The sequence below is a fragment of the Lysinibacillus phoenicis genome (assembly GCF_047238325.1).
GTDB lineage: Bacteria > Bacillota > Bacilli > Bacillales_A > Planococcaceae > Lysinibacillus > Lysinibacillus irui.
Genome location: NZ_JBDFMP010000002.1, coordinates 3827994 through 3853070, shown reverse-complemented (window position 1 = coordinate 3853070; position 25077 = coordinate 3827994). Strand labels below are relative to the sequence as shown.

Here is a 25077-nt window from a genome sequence, read left to right as displayed (position 1 = left end):
AAAGAATCTGTCTCCAGTGGAGGCAGATTCTTTTTAATTAAATATTCTGTTGGTTGTTTGTACTTTTCTTCTCTGCTAAGATACGCGCTTCAATTTCCTTTGATTTCATTTCTTGCTTCTTTGAAATTTTTCGGAAAAGCGTAAACACGATGATACATAAAATAAGCATGATTAAAAATTCAAATGCCGCTGGAATATATCCTGATTTATCTTCAGGGAAATATAAAAATTGGTACATTAAATTTTGCATACTCTACACGTCCTTATAAGAATTATTCAAAGACTGTAATTGACTCAATTTTCACATCTTCTAATGGCTTATCACGGAAATCCTTTTCTACATCTGCAATTTTATCTACAATGTCCATACCTTCTACAACATGGCCGAATACTGTGTGTTTATGGTCTAACCAAGGTGTACCACCGTTTTGAGCGTAAGCTTCAATAATCTCTTCTGGGAAGCCTGCTCCTTGTAATTGACGAAGCATATCACTTGGAAGGTGCTTCATTTGTACAATAAAGAACTGAGAACCATTTGTGTTTGGACCTGCATTCGCCATTGATAGCGCACCACGAAGGTTAAATAATTGATCAGAGAACTCATCCTCGAAAGAATTACCCCAAATAGATTCTCCACCCATACCAGTACCAGTTGGGTCACCGCCTTGAATCATGAAATCTTGAATAACACGGTGGAAAATGATGCCGTTATAATAGCCTGATTTAGCATGCCCTAAAAAGTTCTCAACAGTTTTTGGTGCATGTTCCGGGAACAATTTAATTTTAATAGCACCTAATGTTGTGTTCATTTCTACAAGCACTTCGCCTGCTTGTACGTCTGTTGTTAATTGTGGAAACATGGAAGTCTCTCCTTTAGTGATAAATTTCAGTTTCAATGAAAAAGATGACATTTCATCCTTTCTGACCTCATTTTAGTCTAACATACTTCCTATTGGTTTTCTTCATCAAAGTATTGACGATTTTTGCACTTTTAACATTCATTCTCAAAATGCTGGAAATAGGTCCGACCGAGTATTTGGAATCAATCCAAAATATGTTATTCTGATGAAGGATTTATAGAAAGAGTGGAGGCACACATGAAAAAGGCTTTTGGTTTTTTTATTATACTTCTTTCCCTACCGGCTCTATGGTGGATTAGTACCAACATCCGAACAGAAATCAATACAGCACAAGCACATGAACAGCAGATTTCACAGGCTATTCATTTGCCTGAAGTACAAACACAGCTACCTGTCACACTGAAAGATCAAGACGGGCAAACATTTAGTGAGGAATATGTCGAATGGCGGCAGCCACTAACCTTACAAGAAATTCCACAAATTGCCCAGGAAATATTCATCACAAGTGAAGACGCTGATTTTTATGAGCATATCGGCTTTGATTTAAGTGCAATCATAAGAGCAGTTGTTGCGAATTCGAATAGCAACACCACTTCCCAGGGAGGTAGTACGATTACACAGCAACTCGTTCGAATGCGTTATTTATCTGATGAAAAAACATACGAACGGAAATTAACAGAGCTTTTCTATGCTTATGAATTAGAAAAAGAGTTTGATAAAGAAACGATTTTAACAATGTACCTGAATGAGTCTTATTTTAGCAATCAAGTGTATGGCATTGGTGGAGCAGCTACTTATTATTTTCAAAAGCCACTCCAAGAATTATCCATTGCTGAAATAGCCTTTATTGCAGCTATTCCAAATAACCCCTCACTTTATAACCCGTTAAAAAATTTCGATCAAACTAAAGCGAGGCAGGAACGATTATTAGATACACTTGCAATAAATGAGGCTATTACAAAAGAAGATGCAGCTACCTATAAGGCTGCACCGATTACATTGAATATTAAAGATAAAATTCAAAGTTATCCAATGTACAGTACCTATGTACTCCAAGAGTTAAAATGGTTAGTTGCAGAAAAGGAAGGTTACGCCGATCGACTGAGTAATACCGATAATGAGGAAGAAAAGAAAGCAATTAAGGCACAACTAGACAAACGACTGGATACCTTATTTCAAAATGGACTAATTATTAACACGGCTCTTGATCCAACTAAGCAGCTACACGATGAAGAAAAAATATCAGCCATTCTAGGAATAGGTGAATTGCAAGCAGCAGGTGCTGTCATAAATAATCAATCGAGAGAAATTGTTAGCCTGTATGCAGGAAAAAACTATGAAAAGTTTGATTATCATCGTGCATTCCAAGGAACCCGTCAGCCAGGCTCAGCCTTTAAGCCACTAGCCGTCTATGCTCCTTTTTTTGAAACGACAGCACATACACCCGATTCAATTGTGAATGGAGGTCGTTACTGTGTTGGCTCGTTTTGTCCGCAAAACTATGGGGGCTATACCTATGGAGATGTGTCTATTCGAACAGCCTTTCGACACAGCTATAATACATCTGCATTGCGTCTCTTTCAAACAGTTGGCGTGGAAACGGCCTTCCATTACTTAGACCGTTTTCACTTCCGCTCCATTGTAGAAAAGGATCATAATTTTGCCGCTTCTTTAGGGGGGCTTACCTATGGTGTGACAGCACTAGAGCTGGCAGACGCATATACAAGCTTTATTGACGGATCTTATGCTCTAGCCCATAGCATACGGAAAGTCACTGCTTTAGATGGTACAGAACTTTATAGTTGGGATACACAGCGGGATCAAATCTGGTCTCCTAAAACCGTAAAATACATGCGGGAACTACTTGCAGATGTTGTAGCAAACGGAACGGGACAGGGTGTCTATAGTAACAGCAGCTACGTTGGTGCAAAAACTGGAACAACGAATGACTATCGTGACTACTGGCTTGCTGGACTTAATGATGAATATACTGCAGCTGTATGGCTAGGGTATGATAAGCCTCAAACGATGCAAAAGTTAGAGGAATACAAAATCCATCATCAATTATTTAATGTTTTACTTGAGTAGAACTAAAAGGTAGCAGTCTTGAAGCGACTGCTACCCTTTTTAGTATGTGTATCTAATTTGCAAACGGCAAACTAGCCAAAATACCATTGTATAGTTTCAACACAACATAAATAACAAGTGTTAAAAGAATAGTCCACATAAAAAGCTCAAAGATTAATAGACCGATTGTGCTGCTCATTGACATGAATTGGCTCATTTTATAGATAAGGTAAATAAAGTATGTAAACACCGTAATCACAAAGATACCTATTAAAACATAAATAAATTGAATGGCAAATGCCGAACACATTGCACCTATAAATAAGATAATATAGCCGCTTCGAGCCTGACTAACAGTTGCTCCATCGTTGTCTTTAGAAAAGAACAGCATACCTAACTCATGAATCGTTTCCCCTACTAGTTTAAGTGCAGAAAATAACATAAAAAAAACAATGGCGAAAACGATAAGGAGAAATACACGTAATTCAAAATCAGATAAAAATTCCCGCATACCTGAATAAACGCCAATCGATTGAAAAATCTGTAAGGATTCGCCAACAGCATACATGCCAAATGTCAAACTAAACAATAAAATTGTAATTAATGGTAAATAACCATAGATATATGGATTCCTCATAAAAAATTTTTTTCCTCTATTTTTATTGATAACTTCCTATTTATAATATAACGAAAATTCTTCCACGACCGCAAGCTAAATCCCATTAGTGCATATGCATTCCCAATTAAAGTACGTTATAATTGATATACTTACCTGCATAAAGGAGGGTTTTTTTGTTACAAGTACTTTATATTTTCATTCCAATGCTTGCTGCAATATTAGTGCCATTATTATATAAACGCATGAAAAATATTCACACAGGCTGGTTTGTGCTTGCTGTACCTGCTACGCTTGCGGTTATTTATGCAACATATATTGCTCAAGTGTCTAAGGGGGAAGTATTCACTGCAGAGCTTCCTTGGATTCCATCGCTTGATATTTCCATCGTCTCGTATTTGGATGGACTAAGCTTATTATTTTCTTTACTCATTACTGGAATTGGCTCGTTAGTCGTACTTTACTCTATTTTTTACTTAGATAAACATAAAGAAAAATTACATAACTTTTATGTTTACTTACTGTTATTTATGTCAGCCATGCTTGGAGTAGTACAGTCAGATCATTTAATTTCATTATATTTCTTTTGGGAACTAACCTCTATTTCGTCATTTTTACTCATTGGCTATTGGTATACTCGTGATGCCTCTCGTTTTGGCGCACTCAAATCAATGATGATTACGGTTGGTGGCGGCTTAATGATGCTAGGTGGCTTCGTTCTTCTTTATTTAATGGGTGGGACCTATTCAATCCGAGAATTGATTGCCATGGCACCTAATTTAGTAGAACATCCTTTATTCACTTGGTCACTTATTCTATTGCTCTTAGGAGCATTTACAAAATCCGCACAATTCCCATTCTATATTTGGCTACCTGATGCAATGGAAGCGCCTACACCAGTTAGTGCCTATCTGCACTCTGCAACAATGGTAAAAGCAGGTATCTATTTAGTTGCACGATTTACACCGATTTTTGCAGCCTCAGAGCTATGGGTGTGGCTTGTTACGGGTATCGGTATCTTAACATTATTCTGGGGTTCCTTCTTTGCAGTGAAGCAAACGGATTTAAAAGGTATCCTTGCATTCTCTACAGTAAGTCAACTTGGTCTTATTATGTCGCTCTTAGGTGCAAGTGCAGTTGCCTTTCATTCTAGCGAATCCATAGATACGATAAAATTTGCGGCATTTGCTGCTATCTTCCACCTGATTAACCACGCTACATTTAAAGGTAGTCTATTCATGATTGCCGGTATTGTCGATCATGAAACAGGTACACGAGATATTCGTAAGCTTGGTGGGCTAATGAGTATTATGCCGATTAGTTTTACAGTTGCGGCAATAGGGAGCTTATCAATGGCTGGTCTTCCACCATTTAACGGCTTCCTAAGTAAAGAAATGTTTTTAACTGCTATGCTTGCACTTCAAAAGTTTGAATTTTTCGGCTTTGATACATGGGGTGCTTTATTCCCTATTATCGCTTGGATTGCTAGTATATTCACATTTATTTATAGCTTTTATTTTGTTTTCAAAACATTCAATGGAAATTATAAGCCTGAACAATTACCTCATAAGCCACATGAGGCGCCAATTGGGATGTTAATTTCCCCTATACTTTTAGCAGCTTTAGTTGTGACAATATTCTTTATTCCGAACTTTATCGGGAATACCTTTGTCAAGCCAGCTGTTCAAGCCATTCAACCATTTTTATATGATACACCTCAAGCGATTGATATACATGTAGAAGCTTGGCATGGCATTAACCCTGAGCTACTCATGACTATTGGAATTGTTATTATAGGTGTACTGTTATTTGTAGCCTTACCAAAATGGCAAGGAATGTATCAAAGATTCCCACAAGCATTCACACTCAACAATGCTTACGACAAAATGATGCAGGGATTAGATACTGGATTAAACCGTCTATCACGACTATATATGACAGGCTCTATGCGTCATTACTTACTATATATGTTTAGTGGTATAGCTATTATTGTCATCGGCTCTCTTTTTGTAAAAGATGCCTTTAGTATTTCATTCGAAGAGACCTCACCAATCAAGCCATATGAAATTATCTTAATCTTGGTGTTATTGATTGGAACAGCTATTACTATACTGGCAAAATCTCGTTTAACAGCTATCATCGGTCTTGGTGCTGTTGGATATACAGTTGCATTATTCTTTGTCATTTTTAATGCGCCTGATTTAGCGCTAACACAGCTAGTTATTGAAACCATCTCTGTAGCACTATTTTTATTGGCGTTTTACCATCTACCTAAGCTTGGTAAACGCGAAGAGCGTATGAGATTTCAGTTAAATCGAGCTGTTGTTTCCATTGCAGTTGGTGTAATGGTGACGCTTGTTGCACTATCATCACATTCACAAAAACTTATTCCTTCCATCTCTAAGTACTATGAGGAAACCGTTTACTCAAAAGCTGGTGGTGGAAATATTGTCAACGTAATTTTAGTAGATTACCGTGGCTTCGATACATTATTTGAAATTACAGTGCTAGGCATTGCCGGTATGGCCATCTTAGCCATGATTAAGCTACGTATGAATAGAAAGGAGAAAACACATGAAAACAAATGATGTGATAATACAATTTACAGCTAAAATTGTATTTTTCATTATTTTCTTCTTCTCCATTCATATCTTTTTAGCTGGTCACTACACTCCTGGGGGAGGCTTTGTTGGGGGACTGTTAACTTCAAGCGCGATTGTTCTTTTGGTGTTAGCCTTTGATATTAATACAGTTCGTCATATTTTACCTATTAATTACACGTATCTAACAGCAATTGGCTTACTTTTAGCCCTTGCTACAGCGGCATTTCCCATGTTTGTAGGGAAACCGTTTTTCACTCATTTCTTTGATTATTTCGATTTACCGCTTCTAGGCAAACAGTCCTTACACACGGCTATGCTTTTTGATAGCGGTGTCTATTTGGTTGTTGTCGGCGTTACGATGACCATTATTCAAACGATTGGGGAGGATGAATAATGGAAATAATTATGGCCTTTGTGATCGGCTTTCTCTTTATGGCAGCTGTCTACTTACTATTATCGAAAAGCTTATTACGTATTATTATAGGCACGGGCCTGCTCAGTCATGGTGCCCATTTACTAATCTTAACAATGGGTGGTCTTGGTGGGGAAGCACCTCCCGTTTTAACTGAAGGATCTAAAACTTTTGCAGATCCATTACCTCAGGCACTCATTTTAACAGCTATTGTTATAAGCTTTGGGGTAACAGCTTTCTTCCTGGTACTTGCCTATCGTTCCTATCAGGAGCTAAATACAGATGATATTAGCTTAATGAGAGGAAGTGATGAGGATGAATAACTTCCTACTACTGCCCATTATCATCCCGTTTTTCTTTGGCATGATTTTAATGTTTGGGCAAAAAAATCTAACGTATCAACGATCATTTTCATTACTTGGAATTGGACTTGCTTTTATTTCAGCCATTTCCCTACTTTTTAAAGTGAAAAATGATGGTATTCAAAAAGTTACCTTCGGAGACTGGCCAGTTCCTTATGGGATTACTATGGTTTCTGATATGGTATCCGCGTTACTCGTCACAACGACATTGCTAATTGCATTTTTTGTTGTTTGGTATGGCTTTGGTTCCATTACTAAAGAGCGTGAACGCTTCTTTTATTATCCTGGTATTATGTTTATTTTAACTGGGGTAAACGGAGCCTTTACAACAGGCGATATTTTTAACCTGTTCGTTTTCTTTGAAGTATTGCTCATGTCTTCCTATTTACTGATCGTTCTAGGTGGAGAAAAGGGCCAACTGAAAGGCTCTATCAAGTATATTTTAATTAATGTTATTTCATCAGCCTTATTCGTTATTACCGTTGCCTTTTTATATTCGGTAGTAGGTACATTAAATATGGCGGATATTGCCGTCAAAATAGCTGATATCAATCAACCAGGGATTATTACAGTTATTGCTGTCCTATTTTTAATGGTATTTGGACTAAAAGCAGCTATTTTCCCACTCTATTTTTGGTTACCTACTTCGTATGCAGCAGCACCTATTCCGGTATTAACACTATTCGGTGCCCTGCTTACAAAGGTTGGTGTTTATGCTATTGCACGTACCTATACACTGTTCTTTGTACACGATTTATCCTATACGCATGATTTACTAATGGCATTAGCTATCGCTACTATTATTGCGGGTTGTATTGGGGCTTTAGCCTATTTTGATATCAAACTCATTATTATCTACAATATTGTCATTGCAGTCGGCGTCATTTTATTTGGAGTCTCCCAAATGAACGAGGTTTCATTAAAAGGGGCTATGTTCTATTTAATTCACGATATGCTTATTAAGGCCGCGCTCTTTATGTTAATTGGTATTATCATCTACATTACTGGTACATCCGATTTGCGTAAGATGGGTGGTCTCATGAAGAAATATCCTGCTCTTGGTTGGTGTTATTTAATTGCAGCCTTTGGTCTTGCTGGTATACCACCACTTAGCGGGTTTGTTGGAAAGTTGTTGATTGTACAAGGTGGCTTTGAGGCTGGAAGTATGTGGAGCAGTATTTTCATATTAGCCTCTTCACTACTCGTGCTATTGTCCGTGATCCGTATCTTCCTTTATGCCTTTTGGGGTGAGGAGAAAAACACACATGGCACTATTAACAAAGCAAACTATAAAATGCTGTTTATCCCTACGGCCCTTTTAGTGATTATTTCTGTAGCATACGGGGTTGGTTCCGAATGGGTAACACCATTTATGGACGATGCTGCAAAACTATTACATGATCCATCTATCTATATAGATGCTGTAATGAAGGAGGACTAACACTATGGCATTTCAAATGATTTTAAACTTTGTCCTTGCCTTTGTATGGATGTTCCTTTCCTCTAATTACACAGCAGCCGGCTTTATTATTGGGTTTATAATGGGGATTATTTTACTGATCATCATGCGGAGATTTTTCAAGTCACGACTTTATGTCTACCGTTTATGGGCCCTTCTAAAATTAACTTTGCTGTTCTTTAAAGAATTAATATTAGCCAATGTGCAAGTTTTGAAAGTTGTGTTAAAACCTAAATTGGATATGCAACCAGCCTTTTTTGCATATCCTACTGTGCTAACACAGGACTGGGAGATCACTTTACTATCAAGTCTAATTACTTTAACGCCAGGAACAGTTGTCGTTCATGTTTCAGATGATGCGAAAACATTGTATGTACATGCCATTGATATTAGTGATGTAGATGAAGCAATTGCTTCCATACGAGATTCATTTGAGAAAGCAATTTTGGAGGTGAGTAAATCATGACAACATTTATTATTGCAGTCATTGTAGTGATTTGCTTATCGATGATTGCTGTCATATATCGAATGGTAAAAGGCCCTTCAGCATCTGACCGTGTTGTAGCTTTAGATTCCCTTGGTGTATCACTTATTTCCCTTATTGGCCTATTTTCAATCTTAGTGGAAACAAGCTTCTTCCTTGAGATTATTTTATTGCTAGCAATTTTATCGTTTATCGGTACAGTGGCCTTCTCTAAATTCATAGAGAAAGGAGATATCATTAAACGTGACAATTCTCGCTAATAGTTTAGTTATCTTTTTCATTACAGTTGGTGCACTGTTTATTGTCGTGACAGCGATTGGACTTATCCGCTTACCTGATTTGTATACGCGTGCCCATGCCGCTTCCAAAAGTGCCACACTCGGTGTTATGTGTGTACTAATCGGTGTATTCTTTCACTTTTGGCTGATTGAAGATCATTTCAATCCACGTATATTACTGGGGATACTATTTCTCTTCATTACTGGACCTGTTGGTGGACATATTATGACTCGTTCCTCCTATATTGCTGGTGTAAAGCCATGGAAAGGGACAGTACGTGATGAGCTAGGTCCTGAAATTGACAGAATGAAAAAGGAACAAAATGTGAAATAAATATAGAAAAAATCTGCTCGATGGTCCTCTCGAGCAGATTTTTTCGTTAAATATATCCCTTGTCTGTTAAAATATCCGTCAGCTGTTCAACGCATTCCTCTATGGAATATTGTTCTGTATCCAAAATAACTTCTGGATTTTCTGGTTCTTCATACGGTGCGCTAATTCCTGTAAAGTTAGCAATTTCCGCATTTCTTGCTTTTTTATACAGACCTTTTGGATCTCGTTTTTCACATATTTCTACCGAACACTTAACAAAAACCTCAAGAAATTCGCCATCTTCTACAAGCTCGCGTACCACTTGGCGATCCTCCCGATAAGGCGAAATAAAAGCTGTTAACACAATTTGACCGCCTTCTATAAATAGCTTAGAAACTTCTCCTATTCGGCGAATATTTTCCTTTCTGCCTGCCTCATCAAATCCTAAATCCTTATTCAAGCCATGACGGACATTATCACCATCCAACACGAAGGCTTGATTACCTCTTTCAAATAATCTCTGAGCAAAGGCATTTGCTACCGATGATTTTCCTGAAGCAGATAAGCCTGTAAACCATAATATAAAGCTATGATGCTTGTTTTTTGAACGGCGCTCCTCTTTCGTAATGGAGGCTTCATGCCAAACGATGTTTGAGCTCATTTAACTACCTCCTTACGCATGCCTTTAATTAGGACGTCTACCACTTCTTTACGACTGAATGTGCTTGGAGGCACTTCTCCATTTCGTAGCATTTCACGTACTTTTGTTCCTGATAAAATCACATGAGCCGAACTATCGTGTGGACACGTTTTTGTCGTAGCCATTCCCTCGCATTGTTGACAATAAAAACTATGCTCAAATTTTAATGGGACGATGCCTAATTCATCTTCAGTAAATTGCTCAAAGATTTTTTGTGCATCATACGTACCATAATAATCACCTACACCTGCATGATCACGACCTACAATAAAATGAGTGCAGCCATAATTTTTTCTCACTAGTGCGTGAAAAATAGCCTCTCGTGGTCCTGCATAGCGCATAGCTGCTGGGAACACACCTAATTGAACACGATTTTCAGGATAATAGTTTTTCAATAAAACTTCATAGCTCTCCATTCGAATTGCAGCTGACACATCGTCCGATTTTGTTTCACCAACAAGAGGGTTTAGAAATAACCCATCAATCGTTTCAAGTGCTGCCTTCTGAATATATTCATGTGCTCTATGGACAGGATTACGAGTTTGGAAGCCGACAATCGTCTTCCATCCCTTTTCAGCAAATAATTGTCGTGTTTCCACTGGATCAAAGGAATATGTAGGAAACTTTCGAGCGATACGGTTGATTAATGTAATTTTTCCTCCAACATACATTGCAGGTCGTTCATGAAGCTTTTGAACTCCAGGATGGGCTAAATCCTCCGTACCATAAACGAGCAATGCCTCTTTTCGCTTATTCGGTTCATAAATATCTGCCACTTCAATAACCCCATAAATTACATCATTAAATACTAATGTAGCTTCATCACCAGGCTCTAGCGTTGCAGCTTTCTCTTTTGTAACAGGTAAAGTAATAGGAATACTCCATACTACTCCAGATGCTAAGCGGCTTTGTTCCACGACTGACTCATAGTCTTCCTGTGTTAGAAAGCCTTCAATTGGGCTATAGCCTCCTATCGCAATTAGCTCTAAATCACTCAATGAAATTGCATCCAGCTCAATCTTTTTGTGAATCGTTGTAATATCCTTTTCTGGATTAAATGCTTGCACAAGAAGACCACCATGTGGTTGTAAACTCATCAAAATCTCCTCCTAATTCTAGTGAATTACTAAGTTTTATATATTAACATATATTTATAGGAACTAATTTAAATGCCTTCCCCTGCATCATAGATAGATTGCTCCTCTTCACGCATTGTACGCATTAAACTAATGACTCCCAGTGTTCCAACAATAATACTGCCAATTAAAATAATGGCGTAGAGATCCTTCTCTAAAAATAGCTGTACTAGAAAATAAGAAATAGCTAACGAAAAGATGGGTGAAACAATCCAAATGCGAATAATTTTTTTCACAATATGCTGATGAAAAATTTGTTTCCCATTCTGTGCCACACCCATTCCAATAATGGATGAAGACGTTACTTGTGTTAATGGAACCGGAAGTCCAAATATTGAACTAATCCCTACAAGAAGTGCACCTGTACTAGAAATTAAAATTCCTTCTGCTTTTTTAAAGCGCACAATTTTTTTGCCGTTTGTTTCAAGAACACGTTTGCCAAGTAGCATAGCGCCGATTGCGACAAAGGCCCCACCAAGGATAATACCTGTCGTAACGTCCATCATACCTGCACCAACAAGTGGTCCAACTGCATTTGCCACATTGTTCATGCCAGCCGAAAAAGCTTCAAAAAATCCAGCCAATACTAGAAGGATCGTTAAAATCGGACGATCTTTTAGCTGTCCTCTACTTTGTAATTTATATAACAGCTTGCCAAATATAAGAGCTATAATAAAAGCTACAAGTGGTACAATAATCCAAAATGAGATGATAACAAGCAAAGAATTGACGAATAGCACTTTATAGGCAATACCAACCCCAACAACGGCACCTACCGTTACTTCACTTGTTGATAATGGTATGCCTAGAAGATTGGCAAAAAACAAAGAGCTTGTTGCTGAAATTAAAATAATGACAACAATTTTTACCGTTATATACTCCTGTGGAATAATGCCAGAGCTAATCGTTTTGACAACTTCTCCTCCGCCTAATATCGCTCCACTAAAAACGCCGACTGCGCATAACAGCAATGCTTGCCACGCTTTTTTGATGGCACCTGCACCATAAGCAACCCCCATAGAGGCTGCTGCTCCGCTAGCACCTATATTCATCGCAAAAAATAAACTAATCGCTATTGCAAAATATTCAAGCATGGCATAACTCCTTTACTCATGTAACCCGCACTCTGTTTTACCCGACCCTTGCCATCTGCCCGACCGTAAATCATCCATTGTAAATGCTGGCTTTGTACAATGCTCACAGCCAATACTTGGATAACCTTGATCATGCAAAGGATTGTATGGCAGATTGTGCTTAGAGACATAGCGCCAGACATCCTTCCAAGTCCAATGAATCAATGGACAAACTTTAATGGATGTAAATTTCTCGTCGCGATTAAGAAAATTTGTTTGTTGACGTGTTGGCGACTGTTCACGACGTAAGCCAGAAATCCAAGCCTTTTTCCCTGACAAAGCTTCATGTAAAGGCTTAATTTTACGAATGTCACAGCATTTATTTGGATTTGACTTCCATAGTTCATCGCCATATTGTGCAGCTTGTTGTTCAAGTGTAAGTGCAGGCTTTTTCATAACGATGTTTAATAGCGGATATCTTTCTTTAACTTTATTAATAGTTTCATATGTTTCTTTAAAATGAACATCTGTATCTAAAAAGACAATCGTCGCATCAGGCCTTACCTTTGAAATAAGATCAATGAGTACTATTCCCTCAATACCAAAGCTACATGCATAGACGATTTCATCCCCATATTCTTGAAAGCTCCACTTTAACACCTCCAGTGCTGCCTTATACGTTTCATCGATTTGAAAATCAATGGTTGGTTCTTGCCAATTTGCATATGTTAACATCGAATCCCCCTCATAGCGAAAAAAGGCGTTCTAACAACAGACACAGTAAAACAGGTCTTTGTTAAAACGCCTCTAGTTTGACTAGCCAGCTCTTTATTTAATGATTGTTCACTAGTAGTTGCTACCTCGTTCTTCAATCATTTTTCTTATTACCAAATATATACTAAAGTACACCTAGCAGTCAACTAGGTTTTTAAAATTTTTAAATAATCCCACTTTTTCAATTCTCCTGCTGCATATGATGAATGGAAAATTGAAAATAAAAAATCTTTTTATAATTCCTTGTTGACTAATAGGAAATATATGTTTAATGTATTACTAAAGCTTTGACACCAACAATAACATGCTGATCAGAGGATCTGAAGGCCATCAACCCATGAGGTGAATTCACTATGGGGGGTGGCCTTTTGCATTCTTTAGACAGAAAAGGAGCGAAATGATATGAAAAAAAGAAAATTTGTACTGCAATCAATAGCGCTAATATCTTTATTAGCTTTGGGCTTAACAGGCTGTGGGCGTGCTAGCTCAGACAAAGAAGCAAGTGGCCAGGATGCAAAGAAATCTGTAGAACTACTAAATGTCTCCTATGATCCGACACGTGAGCTTTACGATGAATTCAACAAAGACTTTATTAAAAAATGGAAGGATGAAACAGGTCAAGATGTCACGATCAATCAATCTCATGGTGGATCTGGTAAACAGGGGCGGGCGGTGATCGATGGGCTTGAGGCTGACGTTGTCACACTTGCACTAGCTTACGATATTGATGAAATTGCTCAAACGCGCGATCTCTTGGATAAAGATTGGCAGACAGAGTTTGATCATAACTCTACTCCATATACATCAACCATTGTTTTTTTAGTACGTAAGGGTAATCCAAAAAACATTCAAGACTGGAATGACTTGATTAAAAAAGATGTGTCTGTCATTACACCGAACCCTAAAACTTCTGGTGGTGCACGTTGGAATTACTTAGCTGCTTGGGCTTATGCTGGGAAATTATATAACGATGATGAAACAAAAATAAAACAATTTATGAAATCACTATATAGCAATGTAGAGGTACTAGACTCCGGAGCTCGTGGTGCCACTACAACATTTGTAGAACGAAAAATCGGTGATGTCTTAATTGCATGGGAAAATGAGGCATACTTATCTCTAAATGAATTAGGTAAGGATGAATTTGAAATCGTTACACCTTCATTAAGTATTTTAGCTGAACCACCAGTTGCTATTGTCGACAAAATTGTTGATAAAAAAGGGACACGCGAAGTGGCTGAAGCTTACTTACAGCATTTATATAGCGATATCGGGCAAGAAATTGCTGCGAAAAACTATTATCGACCACGTAATGAAACGATTTTGGCGAAGTATAAAGAACAATTCCCACAGCTTGAACTTGTCTCAATAGATGATTTTGGTGGCTGGGCACAAGCACAAGCAACCCACTTTAAAGATGGTGGTACCTTTGATGAAATATACGTACCACAATAAGGAGCGTTTTAATGAGTAGTTTAATCCGTCTTAAAAAATCGCATCGCATTATTCCAGGCTTTCATCTATCACTCGGTTATACAATGCTTTATGTTAGTTTACTAGTGTTATTGCCACTTTCTATGATTTTTATTCATACCATGTCATTAAGCTGGACGGCGTTTATCGATATTATTACAGACCCTCGTGCTGTTGCTTCTTATAAAGTAAGCTTTAGCACAGCGTTAATTGCTGGTTTACTCAATGTTATTTTCGGCACAATTATCGCTTGGGTTCTTGTTCGTTACCAATTTCCCTTTAAACGAATCATCGATGGACTTGTCGATTTACCTTTTGCCTTACCAACTGCTGTCGCAGGCATTGCTTTAACGTCACTCTATGCACCAAATGGTTGGATTGGCCAATTTTTCAATTTTAAAATTGCCTTTACACCCCTTGGTATCATTATTGCCTTAACTTTTATCGGGCTACCCTTTGTTGTGCGAACAGTTCAGCCTGTATTACAAAATAGTAGTGCTGAGGTGGAAGAAGCTTCAGCAAGTCTTGGCGCAAATCGATTACAAACCTTCCGTAAAGTTATTTTGCCTGAGCTATTACCCGCCATATTAACTGGCTTTTCGTTAGCCTTTGCTCGGGCATTAGGTGAATATGGCTCTGTTGTTTTTATTGCTGGAAATATGCCGATGAAAACGGAAATTACGCCATTAATCATTATGACAAAGCTAGAGCAATATGATTATGCGGGTGCAACAGCAATAGCAGTTGTCATGCTTGTCACATCCTTTATTTTGTTATTCACCATCAACTTCATACAATGGCTAACTAATCGTCGCTTTGTGCATTAGGAGGTACGTTATGGAACAATCAACTTTTATTCAACAGTCAAATAAAGCTGTCACAACGTCTGCTGCATTACAGGAGCCTCGTATTATTCGCTATACGTTAACTGGCATTGCCTTCGCTTTTTTAGCTTTATTTATTGTGCTGCCGTTAGTATCTATTTTTATTACTGCCTTTCAACAAGGAATAGATGTTTATCTAGCAGCTATTACACATCCAGATGCATTAGCAGCTATTAAACTTACTCTTATTGTTGTGGCGATTACGGTACCATTGAATGCTATTTTTGGTGTAATGGCTGCTTGGGCACTCACAAAATTTAATTTTAAAGGAAAAAATCTTTTACTTACCATTGTTGATCTACCTTTTGCAGTCTCGCCTGTTATCGCAGGTTTAGTGTTTATTCTTTTGTTTGGCTCTCAGGGACTATTTGGTGATTGGCTGTTCGCAAACAATATAAAAATTGTTTTTGCCCTCCCTGGTATTGTTCTCGCCACTATTTTCGTCACGTTGCCCTTTGTAGCACGTGAGTTAATCCCGCTCATGCAGACACAGGGAACCTCTGAGGAGGAAGCGTCTATTTCACTTGGTGCTAGTGGTTTTAAGACCTTTTGGTATGTCACATTACCGAATATTAAATGGGGACTGTTTTATGGGTTAATTTTATGTAATGCCCGTGCTATTGGAGAATTTGGTGCTGTCTCTGTTGTATCCGGTCATATTCGAGGTTTGACCAATACGATGCCACTTCATATTGAAATTCTTTATAATGAATATCAATTTTCAGCAGCCTTTGCTGTCGCATCTTTAATGAGTGTCATGGCAATCTTTACATTAGTAGTGAAAGACATGATTGCCTGGAAATCAAAATCTAGTTAAAAGGAGATCGTCACTATGAGTATACAAATTCAGAACGTATCCAAAAAATATGGTTCGTTCCAAGCATTAGAGGATGTATCAGTCCATATTCAATCTGGAGAGCTAGTAGCATTGCTTGGCCCTTCCGGTTCAGGAAAAACCTCTTTATTACGTGTCATTGCAGGGCTTGAAGCTACTGATGTTGGGGACATATTATTTGATGGGCAATCTATAACCAATCAACATCCAAAGGAACGCAACGTAGGCTTTGTGTTTCAACATTATGCACTTTTTCGTCATATGACGGTCTTTGATAATGTGGGTTATGGCCTAAAGGTTCGTCCAAGAAAAAACAGACCTTCAAAGGAAGAAATAACAAAAAAAGTAATGGAATTGTTGCAACTAGTTAAACTTGAAAATTTATCTGACCGGTATCCAACGCAGCTTTCCGGCGGGCAACGTCAACGTGTAGCACTAGCAAGAGCACTGGCTGTAGAGCCGAAAGTCCTTTTATTAGATGAACCATTCGGAGCCCTTGATGCAAAAGTACGCAAGGAGTTACGTCGCTGGCTACGGAAGCTGCATGATGAGTTTCATATTACAAGTATTTTTGTTACACATGACCAAGAGGAAGCACTTGATGTAGCTGATCGTATTGTGGTCATGAACAATGGCAAAATTGAGCAAATTGGCAGTCCAGATGAGGTATATACAAATCCTAAAAGTCCGTTTGTTTATGATTTTTTAGGCAATGTCAATCTTTTTAAAGGGCGCTTACATAATGGCAAGCTCTTGCATGGCGAAATTGCACTTGATGTACCTGATGCTTTAACACATACTGAAGACAACGCCATTGGCTATGTACGCCCGCATGATATTCATATTGAGAAAACAAGTATTCCAGGTACGGTTCCTGTTATAATCAGTCATATACATTTGTTAGGCCCTATTGTTCAGATGGAGCTACGCCGTGAGGATCTTGATGAGTTTTTAGAGGTAGAGTTATCTAAAGAGCAATTTCATCATCTCCAGCTTCATGTTGGCGATCAAGTATTTGTAAAGCCGAAACAATTGAAGGTGTTTATACCTGAGGATTACTCTATTTAAATAGAATTTTTGTGGCAGGTGGAACGGATATCCCCCCTCACCCTACCCAACATCTTTTTCTAACAACATAAAACCATGTAGCAAAGAAAATGCTACATGGTTTTTAAGATTAGTGAAAATCTCTTCCATCATACACGGCTGTTACATACCCAGCGCGAATAACAAAGTCTCCAAAATGCTCGCCCTCTAAACGTTCCTTCGCAAAATGTAGAAGAATTGGGCGTAGCTCTGCTAAAATTTCCTCTTCGCCAATATTTTCACGATAGATTTTATTTAAGCGATTGCCTGTAAAGCTAGCACCTAGGTACATATTATATTTTCCTGGTCCTTTACCGATAAAGCCGATTTCCGCCATAGCTGCACGTGAGCAACCATTTGGACAACCAGACATACGAATGACGATCTCGGTTTCATTTAAGCCCGCTTCATCAATAATCGCATCGATTTTAGTAATTAGAGAGGGTAAATAGCGTTCTGCTTCAGCCATCGCTAAACCACATGTCGGTAAAGAAACACAGGCAATAGAATTGCGACGTAAAGCTGAATAATGGGCCCCATCCGTGAGCTTGTATTGTTCAATAATCGTATTTATTTTGTCCTTGTTCTGTGGTGTTACATTACTAATCATTAAATTTTGGTTTGGTGTTAAACGAAAATCACCTGTGTGTACCTTAGCTATTTCTCGTAATCCAGTTAACAACTGATAATCCTCAAAATCTTTTAAACGACCATTTTGAATGAATAATGTATAATGCCAATTGCCATCAGACCCTTTAATCCAGCCAAATTCATCACCTGTACGCTCAAATGTATAGGGGCGAGCCGGCTGAATTTCCCAGCCTAGACGACGAGTTAATTCTTCTTGGAACCATTCAAGTCCTCTTGCATCAATCGTGTATTTAAAACGTGCATTTTTGCGAACAGAGCGATTTCCATAATCACGCTGGATCGTCAGTATTTTTTCTGCTGTTTCTAGCAATTTATCGGGTGTAATAAAGCCAATTACACGAGCAAGCTGTGGATAGGTATCATGATCACCATGTGTCATACCCATTCCTCCGCCAACAGCAATATTAAATCCGATAAGTTCGTTCTTTTCAACAATGGCAATAAGGCCGATATCCTGTGAAAAAACATCTACATCATTACTTGGTGGAATGGCAATTCCAATTTTAAATTTACGTGGTAAATATTGAGCTCCGTAAATCGGTTCAATTTCTTCATCCTGACTTTCTACTACCTTTTCTCCATCCAACCATAATTCATGGTATGCACGCGTTCGAGGTAATAAATGCTCACTTAATTTAGCTGACCAATTATACACTTCCTCATGCAATGCAGATTGATTTGGATTCACATTACACATCACATTGCGGTTTACATCTCCACATGCTGCAAGAGAATCCAATAACACTTCATTGATTTCCTGCATATATTTTTTCACATTCCATTTTAAAATGCCGTGTACTTGAAATGCTTGACGTGTTGTTAATTTTAAGGAACCATTCCCATACTTTCTTGCCATTTCATCCATAACAAGCCATTGAGCCGGTGTAGCTGCTCCTCCAGGTGTTCGTACACGAACCATAAATTGATAGGCTGGTTCTAGCTTTTGACGTTGACGCTCATTGCGAAGATCTCGATCATCCTGTAAGTAACTGCCATGGAATTTCATTAGACGATTATCATCCTCAGGAATACCAGAGCTTAATGGATCATTCATCGATTGCTCAAGTGTTCCACGTAGGTAATTACTTTCGGTCTTAATACGTTCTACATCGCTTGGTTTCCCAGGCTGTGGAGGTAATACTATTTTTTCTGACATTCCTTATCGCTCCTTTAATCCATAACACTTCGGTGTTTTCTGACACACCTAAGACCCCGCTTGCTAGCAAAGGTTCACTATAGGTTTTTTAACATGCACGAAATACTGTTAATAAACGTCCCGTTGGTAGCGTTTTTGCTGCTTTAATTCTTTCACAAAGGATTTTGCTTCTTCTGGTGTTTTCTGTCCTTGCTGCTCAATAATTTGATGAATGGTTGCATCGACATCAGCTGCCATTGATTTTTTATCCCCACATACATAAATGACCGCACCCTGCTGAAGCCATTCATAAAAACTTGCTGCATGTTCTTGCAATTTATGTTGAACATATACTTTTTTCTCGGTATCCCGTGAGAAGGCAACATGCATTTGGCTTAATGTGCCAGAAGCAAGCCATCGTTGCCAATCCGTCTGGTAGAGGAAATCCGTGACAAAATGTTGATCACCAAAGATGAGCCAAGCTTTCCCCTCAATGCCTAACTCCTCTCGTTCTTCTAGAAAAGCACGATAAGGAGCAACACCTGTGCCCGCACCAATCATAATAATTGGTGTATCCTCATTTTCTGGTAATCTGAAGTTCGGGTTTTTATGAACATAAATTGGTAAAGTATCGCCGGGTTGAATGCGTTCTGATATACTACCAGAGCAAACACCAAGACGTTGTCTACCATTAGTCTCATAACTTACCTTACTAATCGTTAAATGAACCTCTTCACTATTGGCCTTTTGGCTACTAGCTATGGAATAAAGTCGTGCTGGAATTTTACGGAGCATCTCGACAAATTGCTGAGCACTCCAAGTAAAAGGTGCAAAATCCTCTACTACATCAAGTAAGTCTCTTCCCTCTGCATAGTCCTTCCAAGCATTAGGCTCTTCCAATAGCTTTAAAAACTCAGGATGTTTTGTATAGGCACTAACTTTTTCAAGTAACGGCTTAGATAACACGGTAATTTCTAACTTTTTCTGTAGAGCCTGCTTGATAGTGATTGCTTCATCCAAAACCGTCACCTCGGTTTCTGGATTAAACTCCAGTGCAGTCAATAATGCACTAACTAACTGTTCATCATTCTCCGGTTGAATCCCAATACTATCTCCAGGTTCAAAATGAAAATTAGCGCCCTCAATAGATAATTCAAGATGACGTGTTTCTTTATTAGAGCCGCGACCATTTAAATTAATATTTTCTAACACTTCAGCGTAAAATGGATTTTTTCTTGAATATGTAGAATCTCCTAGACCTTGGTTTTCTTTGGTTTGTGTTGCTGTTACTGCTGTCGTCAGTTGCAGAAATTCCTTTTCTACGGCTAAGAACCATTGTGCAGCTGCGTCATCATAATCCACATCACAATCAGTTCGAGGAACAATTCTTTTTGCGCCTAATTTAGCAAATTGTTCATCAAAATCCTTACCAGTCTTACAGAAAAATTCATAGGAGCTATCCCCTAAAGCAAGAACTGAATAGTGTAAATGCTCTAGTTTTGGTGCACGCTTACTATGCAAAAATTCATAGAATTGAATCGCTTGATCTGGTGGATCTCCCTCTCCATGTGTACTGACAATCAGTAAGAGATTGGTGATCTTTTTTAAATTCGTTGCTTTAAATTTCCCTAGGGATGAAATTGTAACATCTACATTCTGGGCTTTTAAAGCTGACGCGTATTTTTCCGCTAATCCTTGACTATTGCCTGTTTGCGAGCCATATAAAATCGTCATTGTTTTTGTAATAGGTTCGACCGCTGGTAATGCATCTTCAACAAGCGCTTCAAGTGTTTCTTGTGGTGCACTTAAATAGCCGTTTAGCCATATTTTCTGTTCGATTGTTAATTTAGGAAGAAGCTCATTTAATAGCTTCACCTGCTCTTCATTAAATGGACTATTTATTACTTGCAATTTCAATCTTTGCCACCTCACGAATTATCATTTAATCCTCTTTCAAATTATCGAAGTCTTATTTTTTCCTTTTTTTCTATTTGAACCACATAAGAGTTTTGAACAATCAATGTAATTGATCCGTGGTTCACTGTATTTAACATTTGGCGGACATTATCTAATGCTAGATTTACATTTTCTGCCCTTTTATCTACCATTACGAAACACCTTCCTCTTTAACTTGTAGTAATTCATCAATACGTTCCACTAACACCTTTTTTACATTGTCGTCATAGCCTAAGCTTTCACATAACATGATGTTCTTGCTGTCAAAGCCCTGTAATTGTTTGGTAATGCTTTGCCGTAATATACCTGTAAATAATAAATAGGGTACGATAAAGACTTGTTGTTGCTCCACTTTTGCTTGTTGAAGCCAGTCTTCAAATGTTGGTCCCATCCCATATAAAAAGCATGTTTCAACTGAATGATAGTTATATTTAGTACGTAACCGCGCGGCAATTTTAGCTAAATCTCTTTTGACGCTTGGATCACTACTCCCACGCCCAATAAGTAAAACACGGGCATTGCGATTAGGTTGCTGTTTTTCTATAATCCTAGCTTGTAAGGTATCAATTAATCGTTCATGGATTCCAAGAGGCTCACCATAAGTGAATTTTACATAAGGATATTGTTTTTGAGCTTTCGCAATTTCTATCGGAATATCTTGCTTTGCGTGTTGGGCAGCCAGGAGCAGAATGGGCACCACAGCAATCGTTGTTGCACCCTTTCGTATACAGCTTTCAATTCCTTCAGCAATTGTTGGTGTTGCAAGCTCTAAAAAGCATATTTCCTGAATAGATACATGGACTGCTTGTTGAACTCCTTGAAGAAATGTTACGGCTTGCTCTACACCTGCCTTGACACGACTACCATGTGCAATATATAAAATAGCCTGCATAAATCCACATCCTTACCCAGTAATTTGGACTGGCTGTGGATGGTTACTCTCAAACCATTGAATGGTTTCTCTTAGTGTCACAACCTTCCCCACTAAAATGATGCTAGGGTTTTGAATATTTTCTAAACGGACATTTTCTTCAATTGTGGCTAAAGTACCCGTAACCGTTTTTTGCTTAGATGAAAAAGTGCCCCAATGAATAACGGCTACAGGTGTTTCTTCATCACGTCCATATTTGAGTAGCTGTTGACGGATGTATGGCAGATTACCAACCCCCATATAAATGGCAATCGTATCGATCCCTTTTGCAAGACTTTCCCAACGTATAGCGTCTTCCTTACCATCTTGCATATGCCCCGTAACCATGGCAAAACTTGAACCTAAATCTCGATGTGTCACAGGAATCCCTGCATAAGCTGGTGCTGCTATACCCGACGTAATACCAGGAACAATTTCAAATGGTATATCATTCTTAGCTAGTACCTCAGCCTCCTCAGCTCCTCTGCCAAAGACAAATGGGTCTCCTCCTTTTAATCGTGTTACGACATAGCCTTGCTGTGCGTAACTGACAAGTGTTTGATTGATATGCTCTTGAATCATGGCATGCTGTTGTGGTAATTTACCGCAAAAAATTAATCTAGCATCTTTCTTTGCGTAGGCTAATAGCTCTTTATTTATGAGTCTGTCATATAAAATGATGTCTGCACATTCAATACAACGTAATCCTTTGACCGTAATGAGGTCAACATCACCAGGACCTGCACCTACGATATAAACTTTCCCCATTTATTTCACTCCTCTTCTGTACAAGACACATTGCTTTCGAAAAAAACAATTACTGAATCAAGATAAAGAAAAAAGGCCAATATTATTCCTTAGACACAAAAATGTCTATGAACAATAATAGCCTCTAGTTTGCTAGTCAGCCTCGTATTTAATTCTTAGTAATATAATAAGAATAATAAATAATTTAGTATATTCTGTCAACACCAAATTTGCTCCATGTTCAATCAATATAAAAAACCAGTCGCCGATTTTGTAACCGACAACTGGTTGATCTTTTATATGCTTACCATGGTCTACGATATCTCGGACCTGGTCGAAAATATGGACCTGGCGGATATGGTCGATAGTTTGGATAATATGGATTGTAAGGATATTGATTAAATTGAGAGCCAAGGAAACTTCCTAAAAACCCACCAAAAAACGGTGCGCCAAATGGCCAAATAAGACCACCAAATCCTCCTCCTGGGTAACCTCCGAAATTGCGCATATGCTACCTCCCCTTTTTACTCTATCGTATGAAGGAAGACACATCTATCATATGTATAATGCCTAATCTATCGGGATTAGTACCTGTAATCATAAAAAATCAGCGGGAAAACTCCCGCTAATTGATATGGTCTATTATTTTTCTTCGCCTAGACGTTGAACAAAATTCGCAAGCGTACGAACCATAACACCTGTACCGCCTTTTGGTCCTAAATCATGAACAGCTACCGCATCAGATGTGCCAGCAATATCTAAGTGAATCCATGGTGTATCACCAACGAATTCTCCTACAAAGCCCCCACCGAAAATCATATGACCATCACGGCCAGGAGAGTTATTTAAATCAGCTACATCTGACTTACGAATTCGTTTTTTATCGTTCTCTGTTAAAGGCATGCGCCAAACAAATTCATCAGTTTCTTTTGCGGCTTCCATAAATGCTTCAAAGAATGCATCATCATTCGCAAGAGCACCTGTTTTATCCATACCTAATGCAGTAATGACGCCGCCTGTTAAAGTAGCAACATCGATAAGTGATGTAGCCCCTTGCTGTTTAGCATATGTAGTCGCATCTGCCAGAACTAAACGTCCTTCTGCATCCGTATTTAACACCTCAACTGTTTTTCCACTATACGTTGTAATGACATCATCTGGTTTAAATGCTGTATCAGAAACCATGTTGTCTGTAGAACCGATAACAGCTACGACGTTTTTATTTGGGCGCAGTTCACCGATAATGTTCATGGCACCAAGTACAGCAGCGGCACCGCCCATATCACCCTTCATACCAACCATCGAGTCTTTTGGTTTTAAAGAATAACCACCAGTATCATATGTTACACCCTTACCAACAAGGCCAATCGGATCTTCAAAATCTTCAGTCGCTTTATATTTTAAGGTAATTAATCGAGGTTCCTCATAAGAGCCTTGGTTAACACTCAAAATACCACCCATGCCTAGTTCCTCTAGTTGGGCTTTACCTAAAATCTCTACTTCAAAGTTGTATTTAACTGCAAGAGATTCTGCATAATTAGCTAAATCCGTTGCTGTTAGTAAGTTTGGCGGTAAATTAATTAAGCTACGAGCTTCATTGACAGCATCTGCATAAATGACACCTACTTCAAAGCTGGCTACTACCTCATCTAAATCCTCTGAGTTTGTTACTAGATGAACAGCATCGATTCGTTTATCTACTTCATTTGATGTTGTTTTGTAATGCGGAATCGAATAATAGCCAAGGCCAATTCCTTCACCCGCTAAAAATGCTACATCTGCTGCAGTAATTGAATCTGTTGTAAACGATTCAAGCCAAATGGAATATTCTTTTACTTTTAAAGCTTTTAATTCTTTTCCAACTAAGCCAAATGCAGCTCGAACATCCCCTTCTGTTAGGTTTTTACGCTCATCCAGTCCTACAAATAAAATACGCTTAAGGTTGGCATGTTCCTTCACAAATGGTAACTTTGTTAGTTTCTTTAATTCAGTTGACACATCTCCTGCACTAATCCACGCATCAAGTGCTTCACCATAAAATGATGAAAAGCTTGTCCAGTCCTGCATTTGTTCACGATGTTTTGTGACTCCCACCACTAATAGTTCAGTAGAAATCGTTTCAAATGTTTTTGCTTCTTTTACAATATGCATGTAAATTCCTCCATTCCATTACTATTATAACGAAGTTTCTGAAAAGCGCGTAATATTTGCCTATATCTTCTTTTAGAAAATAATGAATGTTATAATAAAAGCAATTATTTGT

General features: G+C 38.3%; 26 protein-coding genes. 12 read left to right on the top strand and 14 right to left on the bottom strand.

Going from position 1 to position 25077, the window contains the following annotated elements; all coding sequences use genetic code 11:
* Positions 1–37: 37 nt before the first annotated feature.
* Together ABC382_RS20735 and ABC382_RS20730 are read right to left on the bottom strand one after the other, a co-directional pair.
* Complete coding sequence (locus tag ABC382_RS20735; protein WP_274794215.1) at positions 38–250, bottom strand: hypothetical protein; 213 nt, start codon at positions 248–250, stop codon at positions 38–40.
* Positions 251–272: 22 nt separating this feature from the next.
* Positions 273–860 (bottom strand): peptidylprolyl isomerase, encoded by a 588-nt coding sequence (locus ABC382_RS20730; protein ID WP_274794217.1) that lies wholly within the window; start codon positions 858–860, stop codon positions 273–275.
* Positions 861–1097: 237 nt separating this feature from the next.
* Here ABC382_RS20730 and ABC382_RS20725 point away from each other — a divergent pair, with 237 nt between their 5' ends.
* Positions 1098–2948, top strand: a complete 1851-nt coding sequence (locus ABC382_RS20725) for a transglycosylase domain-containing protein (RefSeq protein WP_322612058.1) — start codon at positions 1098–1100, stop codon at positions 2946–2948.
* A 52-nt stretch (positions 2949–3000) separates the two neighbouring features.
* Here the strand turns inward: ABC382_RS20725 and ABC382_RS20720 are convergent, their stop codons facing one another.
* Entirely contained in the window at positions 3001–3564 is a 564-nt protein-coding gene (locus tag ABC382_RS20720) for a DUF5366 family protein (RefSeq protein WP_274794219.1), read from the bottom strand.
* A gap of 155 nt (positions 3565–3719) precedes the next feature.
* Between ABC382_RS20720 and ABC382_RS20715 the strand changes: the two genes are divergently transcribed.
* From ABC382_RS20715 to mnhG, 7 genes are read left to right on the top strand one after another with little or no spacing between them, the layout of a single operon-like run.
* Entirely contained in the window at positions 3720–6131 is a 2412-nt protein-coding gene (locus tag ABC382_RS20715) for a Na+/H+ antiporter subunit A (RefSeq protein WP_312505816.1), read from the top strand.
* Positions 6118–6540 (top strand): Na(+)/H(+) antiporter subunit B, encoded by a 423-nt coding sequence (locus tag ABC382_RS20710; protein WP_274794221.1) that lies wholly within the window; start codon positions 6118–6120, stop codon positions 6538–6540. The genes ABC382_RS20715 and ABC382_RS20710 overlap by 14 nt, the downstream gene beginning before the upstream one ends.
* A complete protein-coding gene (locus ABC382_RS20705) occupies positions 6540–6881 on the top strand; it encodes a Na(+)/H(+) antiporter subunit C (protein ID WP_274794222.1) in 342 nt (113 codons plus the stop codon). Before ABC382_RS20710 ends, ABC382_RS20705 begins: the two co-directional genes overlap by 1 nt.
* Positions 6874–8361: a Na+/H+ antiporter subunit D gene (locus ABC382_RS20700; protein ID WP_274794223.1), complete on the top strand. Its 1488-nt coding sequence runs from the start codon at positions 6874–6876 to the stop codon at positions 8359–8361. Before ABC382_RS20705 ends, ABC382_RS20700 begins: the two co-directional genes overlap by 8 nt.
* Before the next feature lie 4 nt (positions 8362–8365).
* Positions 8366–8845, top strand: a complete 480-nt coding sequence (locus tag ABC382_RS20695) for a Na+/H+ antiporter subunit E (RefSeq protein WP_274794224.1) — start codon at positions 8366–8368, stop codon at positions 8843–8845.
* The gene (locus tag ABC382_RS20690) at positions 8842–9123 is read left to right on the top strand and encodes a Na(+)/H(+) antiporter subunit F1 (protein WP_054610630.1); all 282 of its coding nucleotides are present in this window, start codon (positions 8842–8844) and stop codon (positions 9121–9123) included. The genes ABC382_RS20695 and ABC382_RS20690 overlap by 4 nt, the downstream gene beginning before the upstream one ends.
* Positions 9107–9475, top strand: a complete 369-nt coding sequence (mnhG, locus tag ABC382_RS20685; protein ID WP_274794225.1) for a monovalent cation/H(+) antiporter subunit G — start codon at positions 9107–9109, stop codon at positions 9473–9475. Before ABC382_RS20690 ends, mnhG begins: the two co-directional genes overlap by 17 nt.
* Before the next feature lie 46 nt (positions 9476–9521).
* On the opposite strand, the gene cysC is transcribed toward mnhG, so the two are convergent.
* The 4 genes from cysC to ABC382_RS20665 all read right to left on the bottom strand — a co-directional run bounded on the left by cysC (position 9522) and on the right by ABC382_RS20665 (position 13098).
* Positions 9522–10115 carry an adenylyl-sulfate kinase gene (gene cysC / locus ABC382_RS20680; protein WP_322612059.1) on the bottom strand — a complete coding sequence of 198 codons (594 nt, stop codon included), beginning with the start codon at positions 10113–10115 and terminating at the stop codon, positions 9522–9524.
* The gene (gene sat / locus ABC382_RS20675) at positions 10112–11251 is read right to left on the bottom strand and encodes a sulfate adenylyltransferase (protein WP_312505821.1); all 1140 of its coding nucleotides are present in this window, start codon (positions 11249–11251) and stop codon (positions 10112–10114) included. Before sat ends, cysC begins: the two co-directional genes overlap by 4 nt.
* Positions 11252–11319: 68 nt before the next feature.
* Positions 11320–12384: a sulfate permease gene (cysP, locus tag ABC382_RS20670; protein ID WP_322612060.1), complete on the bottom strand. Its 1065-nt coding sequence runs from the start codon at positions 12382–12384 to the stop codon at positions 11320–11322.
* 12 nt (positions 12385–12396) lie between these two features.
* Positions 12397–13098: a phosphoadenylyl-sulfate reductase gene (locus ABC382_RS20665; protein ID WP_274794229.1), complete on the bottom strand. Its 702-nt coding sequence runs from the start codon at positions 13096–13098 to the stop codon at positions 12397–12399.
* A gap of 441 nt (positions 13099–13539) precedes the next feature.
* Here ABC382_RS20665 and ABC382_RS20660 point away from each other — a divergent pair, with 441 nt between their 5' ends.
* The 4 genes from ABC382_RS20660 to ABC382_RS20645 are packed head-to-tail and all read left to right on the top strand — an operon-like array spanning position 13540 to position 17397.
* Positions 13540–14592, top strand: coding sequence for a sulfate ABC transporter substrate-binding protein (locus ABC382_RS20660; RefSeq protein WP_322612061.1), 1053 nt, complete (start codon positions 13540–13542; stop codon positions 14590–14592).
* Positions 14593–14603: 11 nt separating this feature from the next.
* On the top strand, positions 14604–15437 hold the full coding sequence (gene cysT / locus ABC382_RS20655; RefSeq protein ID WP_312505825.1) for a sulfate ABC transporter permease subunit CysT: 834 nt from the start codon (positions 14604–14606) through the stop codon (positions 15435–15437).
* 10 nt (positions 15438–15447) lie between these two features.
* Complete coding sequence (gene cysW, locus ABC382_RS20650; RefSeq protein WP_322612062.1) at positions 15448–16311, top strand: sulfate ABC transporter permease subunit CysW; 864 nt, start codon at positions 15448–15450, stop codon at positions 16309–16311.
* A gap of 15 nt (positions 16312–16326) precedes the next feature.
* Positions 16327–17397 carry a sulfate/molybdate ABC transporter ATP-binding protein gene (locus tag ABC382_RS20645; protein WP_274794233.1) on the top strand — a complete coding sequence of 357 codons (1071 nt, stop codon included), beginning with the start codon at positions 16327–16329 and terminating at the stop codon, positions 17395–17397.
* A 109-nt stretch (positions 17398–17506) separates the two neighbouring features.
* On the opposite strand, the gene cysI is transcribed toward ABC382_RS20645, so the two are convergent.
* From cysI to ABC382_RS20610, 7 genes are all read right to left on the bottom strand, one after another.
* Positions 17507–19222 (bottom strand): assimilatory sulfite reductase (NADPH) hemoprotein subunit, encoded by a 1716-nt coding sequence (cysI, locus tag ABC382_RS20640; protein WP_322612063.1) that lies wholly within the window; start codon positions 19220–19222, stop codon positions 17507–17509.
* 108 nt (positions 19223–19330) lie between these two features.
* Positions 19331–21118, bottom strand: coding sequence for an assimilatory sulfite reductase (NADPH) flavoprotein subunit (locus ABC382_RS20635; RefSeq protein WP_322612064.1), 1788 nt, complete (start codon positions 21116–21118; stop codon positions 19331–19333).
* A 41-nt stretch (positions 21119–21159) separates the two neighbouring features.
* The gene (locus ABC382_RS20630; RefSeq protein ID WP_274794236.1) at positions 21160–21309 is read right to left on the bottom strand and encodes a YezD family protein; all 150 of its coding nucleotides are present in this window, start codon (positions 21307–21309) and stop codon (positions 21160–21162) included.
* Complete coding sequence (locus tag ABC382_RS20625; protein WP_274794238.1) at positions 21309–22049, bottom strand: sirohydrochlorin chelatase; 741 nt, start codon at positions 22047–22049, stop codon at positions 21309–21311. Before ABC382_RS20625 ends, ABC382_RS20630 begins: the two co-directional genes overlap by 1 nt.
* Before the next feature lie 12 nt (positions 22050–22061).
* The gene (gene cobA / locus ABC382_RS20620) at positions 22062–22835 is read right to left on the bottom strand and encodes a uroporphyrinogen-III C-methyltransferase (RefSeq protein ID WP_322605520.1); all 774 of its coding nucleotides are present in this window, start codon (positions 22833–22835) and stop codon (positions 22062–22064) included.
* Positions 22836–23118: 283 nt separating this feature from the next.
* Positions 23119–23322 carry a uroporphyrin-III methyltransferase gene (locus tag ABC382_RS20615; protein ID WP_274794240.1) on the bottom strand — a complete coding sequence of 68 codons (204 nt, stop codon included), beginning with the start codon at positions 23320–23322 and terminating at the stop codon, positions 23119–23121.
* A gap of 134 nt (positions 23323–23456) precedes the next feature.
* Entirely contained in the window at positions 23457–24965 is a 1509-nt protein-coding gene (locus ABC382_RS20610; protein WP_322612065.1) for a leucyl aminopeptidase, read from the bottom strand.
* Positions 24966–25077: the final 112 nt, after the last annotated feature.

Coding starts and splice junctions, on each gene's coding strand:
- cysT (WP_312505825.1), top strand. CDS start 14,604: ATGAGTAGTTTAATCCGTCTTAAAAAATCGCATCGCATTATTCCAGGC.
- ABC382_RS20645 (WP_274794233.1), top strand. CDS start 16,327: ATGAGTATACAAATTCAGAACGTATCCAAAAAATATGGTTCGTTCCAA.
- ABC382_RS20700 (WP_274794223.1), top strand. CDS start 6,874: ATGAATAACTTCCTACTACTGCCCATTATCATCCCGTTTTTCTTTGGC.
- ABC382_RS20630 (WP_274794236.1), bottom strand. CDS start 21,309: ATGGTAGATAAAAGGGCAGAAAATGTAAATCTAGCATTAGATAATGTC.
- ABC382_RS20710 (WP_274794221.1), top strand. CDS start 6,118: ATGAAAACAAATGATGTGATAATACAATTTACAGCTAAAATTGTATTT.
- cysP (WP_322612060.1), bottom strand. CDS start 12,384: ATGCTTGAATATTTTGCAATAGCGATTAGTTTATTTTTTGCGATGAAT.
- ABC382_RS20610 (WP_322612065.1), bottom strand. CDS start 24,965: ATGCATATTGTAAAAGAAGCAAAAACATTTGAAACGATTTCTACTGAA.
- cobA (WP_322605520.1), bottom strand. CDS start 22,835: ATGGGGAAAGTTTATATCGTAGGTGCAGGTCCTGGTGATGTTGACCTC.
- ABC382_RS20735 (WP_274794215.1), bottom strand. CDS start 250: ATGCAAAATTTAATGTACCAATTTTTATATTTCCCTGAAGATAAATCA.
- cysI (WP_322612063.1), bottom strand. CDS start 19,222: ATGTCAGAAAAAATAGTATTACCTCCACAGCCTGGGAAACCAAGCGAT.
- cysC (WP_322612059.1), bottom strand. CDS start 10,115: ATGAGCTCAAACATCGTTTGGCATGAAGCCTCCATTACGAAAGAGGAG.
- ABC382_RS20725 (WP_322612058.1), top strand. CDS start 1,098: ATGAAAAAGGCTTTTGGTTTTTTTATTATACTTCTTTCCCTACCGGCT.
- cysW (WP_322612062.1), top strand. CDS start 15,448: ATGGAACAATCAACTTTTATTCAACAGTCAAATAAAGCTGTCACAACG.
- ABC382_RS20665 (WP_274794229.1), bottom strand. CDS start 13,098: ATGTTAACATATGCAAATTGGCAAGAACCAACCATTGATTTTCAAATC.
- sat (WP_312505821.1), bottom strand. CDS start 11,251: ATGAGTTTACAACCACATGGTGGTCTTCTTGTGCAAGCATTTAATCCA.
- ABC382_RS20730 (WP_274794217.1), bottom strand. CDS start 860: ATGTTTCCACAATTAACAACAGACGTACAAGCAGGCGAAGTGCTTGTA.
- ABC382_RS20690 (WP_054610630.1), top strand. CDS start 8,842: ATGACAACATTTATTATTGCAGTCATTGTAGTGATTTGCTTATCGATG.
- ABC382_RS20705 (WP_274794222.1), top strand. CDS start 6,540: ATGGAAATAATTATGGCCTTTGTGATCGGCTTTCTCTTTATGGCAGCT.
- ABC382_RS20720 (WP_274794219.1), bottom strand. CDS start 3,564: ATGAGGAATCCATATATCTATGGTTATTTACCATTAATTACAATTTTA.
- ABC382_RS20615 (WP_274794240.1), bottom strand. CDS start 23,322: ATGCGCAATTTCGGAGGTTACCCAGGAGGAGGATTTGGTGGTCTTATT.
- ABC382_RS20625 (WP_274794238.1), bottom strand. CDS start 22,049: ATGCAGGCTATTTTATATATTGCACATGGTAGTCGTGTCAAGGCAGGT.
- ABC382_RS20660 (WP_322612061.1), top strand. CDS start 13,540: ATGAAAAAAAGAAAATTTGTACTGCAATCAATAGCGCTAATATCTTTA.
- ABC382_RS20695 (WP_274794224.1), top strand. CDS start 8,366: ATGGCATTTCAAATGATTTTAAACTTTGTCCTTGCCTTTGTATGGATG.